This window comes from Candidatus Dormiibacterota bacterium (assembly GCA_035532835.1).
Classification (GTDB): domain Bacteria; phylum Vulcanimicrobiota; class Vulcanimicrobiia; order Vulcanimicrobiales; family Vulcanimicrobiaceae; genus DAHUXY01.
This window is the reverse complement of sequence record DATKQG010000054.1, coordinates 1-4,090: the sequence shown is the minus strand read 5'-3', so window position 1 is coordinate 4,090 and position 4,090 is coordinate 1. Positions and strand designations below refer to the sequence as shown.

The window sequence follows — 4,090 nt, the reverse complement described above, 5'->3', positions numbered from 1 at the left end:
AGCTTCGTGGTTAGCTAGCAGAACGAGCTACTGCAGAACGGCACCGGTGTGGGGAACCGTTCGTCAGCGCGCATCCTGCGCGCTTCCTACTCGTATGTTTTTGTGCAACATTCAAAGGAAGTTCGACATCCTGTCGATTGCACAAAAATCACACGTTCCCCACACCGGTGCCGTTCTGCAGTAGCTCGTTTTGCTAGACTGCGAGCTTTTCAAAGTATTCGTAAGTTTCGCGCATGCCGTCCATGAGGTTGGTCGCGGGCTTCCAGCCGAGCTCTTTTTGCGCTAGGGACGAATCGAACTGCGCGTCGCGTGCGTCGCCGGCGCGCCGTGGCCCGGGCGTCACCGGCGCTTCGAAGCCGCTGATCTTCACGAGTGTGCGATAGACTTCGTTCACGCTGGTTTTGACGTTGGTACCGATCACGTAGATGCCGCCGGAGCCTTTTTCGAGCGCGGCCGCATTAGCTTGCGCGACATCTTTCACGAAAACGTAATCGCGCGTCTGGTCGCCGTCCCAATCGATGCGGATGCCCTCGTGCTTGAGGAACTTGCCGATGAAGATCGAGATAACGCCCGCTTCGCCGTTGGGGTCTTGGCGTGGACCGTAGACGTTGCCGTAACGCAGCGCAGTGAAATCGAGGCCCTTCTCTTCTTTATAGAAGCGCAGGTAATGCTCGGCGACCATCTTGGTAATGCCGTACGGAGAGGTCGGGCGCTGCGGGGTGGATTCCACGATCGGGAAATGGTCGGGCGTTCCGAAGGTCGCGCCGCTCGACGCGAAAATGACTTTTTTGACCCCGCTCTTCACCGACGTTTCGAGCACGTTCAGCAGGCCGATCACATTGACGTCGGCGTCGAACTTCGGGTCGCGCGTTGAGATGGCCACCGAATGCTGAGCCGCATGATGGCTGACGATCTCGGGACGAAATTCGTGGAAGATGCGCGCGATGTTGGCGTCCCGGATATCCATATGCACGAAATTGGCCCGCTCGGGGACGTTCGCGCGGCGGCCACCGCCATGCTCCCAGAGCGAGTCGAGCACGAGCACGTCGTGGCCGAGCGCGAGATACGCATCGACGATGTGAGAGCCAATGAATCCGGCCCCGCCGGTGACGATGATACGCACGTATGATCTTCCTTAAGTGGGGGGCTAGCGCAACTGCCCCACTCTCTAACGACGCGCAACTGCCGGTAGCTGCCGGCGTCGTCATTGCGTAGGGAACGCTAGCATCGCGTCGTTTCGGGCACTGGCAGCTTCGCGTGGGGTCGCTTGCGACCCTGGCAGCCGCACGCTAAGCTCCCTGGGCTCGCGAAGGGCTTCACCAAAATCTGACAGAGCCGTAAGCTTCAGCTAGGGTGTCTACTCGAACGGGCTTAAAACTAACCGAGGTTATCGCGATCCGGACGTGAAAGTGCGACATTGATCTCACTTTAGAAGGAGCTGCGCAAGTGCGTTTTTTAGCTATCCTCTCTTTTGCGTTCATCCTAGCCGCAGTAGCGGGCCCCGCCACAGCGATGCCTTCGAACATGCCGGCATTACCGCCGCAGCCGAAGGTTCATCCGGCGGGCATTCCCAAAAATGCGCTGCTGGTCTCGCCTTGCATCGCGACGATGGGCGAACACTGGGCTGCCGTTAAAGATCTTCCACTCGGCCCGATCTATGGCGTTTGGCAAGGCAAGCCGATCTTCACCGAAATCATGGTCTCGTCGGCGCAATTGAAAAACGGCTTCAGCTACGCGAATATCCACGCGCTGCCCGGCTACACGATCGATCACGTCGACTTCGAATTCGAACCGCATGGGCACGAGGGGTTCCCGGTTCCACACTACGACGTTCACGCATACTATATTTCGCCCGCCGCAGAAGCCAAGGTCTGCCCGAACGGCATCCCCGATCCGTCGATGAAGCCCATGAATCGGTAATCGACCCACGCACTCGATCTAAGCGGCGGGTCTGCACCTAGCGGCCCGCCGGGCGACGCGCAGATGATGCCCAATGAAGCCGCCGCTGCCCGTCTTCGCGATCGCGTTCGTGCTCGGAGCGCTGATAAACGCACCGCTCGGCGACGACGTTCGATTCCTGGTATCGGCCGGCATCGTCATCGTTTGCGCAGTGGTCGCCTCACGGCGCTTCGGGCCCTGGCAGCTCCGCACGGCATTACTCGCTGCCCTGGCTTTCGCGGCCGTCAATGGCATGCTGCACGAACGATTTCACCAGCATGTGACCGAGTCGCGCACGCAGCGTTTCACCGCCACCGTCATCGATCGCGCAACAACCGCCGAAGGTACGCCGAAATACACGCTTGCGCTCGAGCGCGGGCTGACGGTTTCGGCGGTCACCTCCGGGCAAGCGCAGGTCGGCGAGCGCGTTGTCGTGCGGGGGCGCCTCGAGCCGTTCGATGAGGCGCGCAACCCGGGCGAGCCGAGCGAACGAGTACTGCAGCGCGAGCGCGGTATCGACGGCGAGATTCAGAGCGCCGCGATCGTAGCGCGTCAGCCGTCCGCATCCACGGATGTGCGCGGCGTTCTTGCGCGCTTGCATTACGCGGCGCTCGAAACGCTGCGCGCGCAGTTGGGTGAGCCGGGCGCGTCGATCGTTGCCGGGGAACTCTGGGGAGAACGCTCGGCGTTACCGCCGGATCTTCGCGCCGATTTTCAGGAATCCGGAACCGTTCACATCCTAGTGACGGCGGGGCTACACGTTGGGCTCATCGCCGCGTTGGTTGCAGCGGTGTTGTCGCGCTTTTCGCTTCCGCGCTGGTGTGCGTGCGGAATCACGATCGTCGTGCTGTGGCTGTTCGTGCTGTGGAGCGGCGCACAACTCCCGGCGGTTCGGGCGGCTAGTATGGCCAGCGCCGCGCTGGTCGCTCGCGCCGGCGGGGCCGCCGCCATGAGCTGGAATGCCCTGGCCCTCGCGGCGATCGCGATCGCGATCTTTCGGCCGGAGAGCGTTGCCACGCCATCGTTCGCGCTCTCTTTTGCATGCGTGGGAACCATTTTTTCGCTAGCACGCCCCATCGATCGCTGGATCGAAGGAGCGACGTCGATTCCGGCGCGATTGCGAGAAGTCGTCGCCCTCTCCTGCGCCGCGCAGATCGGAACGTGGCCGATCGGCGCTGCCGTGTTTTTGCAATTCGCGCCCTACGCGCTCTTTGCCAACATGGCGATTGTCCCGTGCGTGCCGATCACCATGCTGCTCGGCATGGCGGAGCTAGCCGCGCAGCGGTGCGTGCCCCTTGCGCAAGCGTTCGCAAATCTCAATGGGTGGTTGCTCGCGTGGATTGTGGCGGTAATCCGGTGCGTCGGTGCGCTCCCGGCAGCCGCGATCCCGATGACACCTGCGCCGACCGTCTGCATCGCGCTCTACCTAGCTACGATTGTCGCCATTCCGGCGCTGATGCTGCGCTCCATGCGCACGTTGGCCGCAGCGTCGATCGTCCTGAGTGTATCGCTGGTACTGTGGCCGCCCGACCGGCCCGACGGACTCTTGCACGTGGTCGTCCTCGACGTTGGACAAGCCGATGGCGTCGTGGTGCAAACCCCGTCCGGTCACGTCTACGAGATTGACGCCGGAGGGCGCCTAGAACGCGGGCCGCAGAGCGACGCATCGAGCGCGGAACTCGTCGGCGAGCGGATCGTCGTACCCTATTTGCTACGCCACGGCATCCATCGCGTCGATGCGATGATTTTGTCGCATCCTCATGGCGATCACGCTGGCGGAATTGCGCCAGTGCTGCGCAAGTTGCGGGTTGCGGAGTTTGCCGATGGCGGGCAGATCTATGGCGGACACGCCTATCACGATGCGCTCGATGTCGCGCGCAGCGAAAGCGTGCCCATGGTCTATCCGCGTGCGGGAGGTATATGGCGCAACGACGATGGTGTTACGTTGCAGTTCATCGGGCCATCGCTCCCGTTCATCGGTGGGAAAAACGCGATCAACGATAACTCGGTTGCGTTTGTGCTGCAGTATCGCCACTTTCGCATGCTCTTTACGGGCGACGCCGGAAGCGCTGCGGAACAGCGCTTTCTCGACGAAGGCGTCGACCTTCATGCAGACGTGTTAAAAGTGGGCCATCACGGTTCGGCGTATGGC

At 61.9% G+C, this 4,090-nt stretch carries 3 protein-coding genes; 2 read left to right on the top strand and 1 reads right to left on the bottom strand.

Going from position 1 to position 4,090, the window contains the following annotated elements:
* Window positions 1-193 precede the first annotated feature (193 nt).
* Window positions 194-1,123: an NAD-dependent epimerase/dehydratase family protein gene (locus VMW12_07400; GenBank protein ID HUZ49547.1), complete on the bottom strand. Its 930-nt coding sequence runs from the start codon at window positions 1,121-1,123 to the stop codon at window positions 194-196.
* Window positions 1,124-1,446: 323 nt separating this feature from the next.
* Here VMW12_07400 and VMW12_07395 point away from each other — a divergent pair, with 323 nt between their 5' ends.
* On the top strand, window positions 1,447-1,920 hold the full coding sequence (locus VMW12_07395; protein ID HUZ49546.1) for a hypothetical protein: 474 nt from the start codon (window positions 1,447-1,449) through the stop codon (window positions 1,918-1,920).
* A 73-nt stretch (window positions 1,921-1,993) separates the two neighbouring features.
* A partial coding sequence (locus VMW12_07390; GenBank protein ID HUZ49545.1) for a ComEC/Rec2 family competence protein occupies window positions 1,994-4,090 on the top strand: 2,097 nt, incomplete at its 3' end.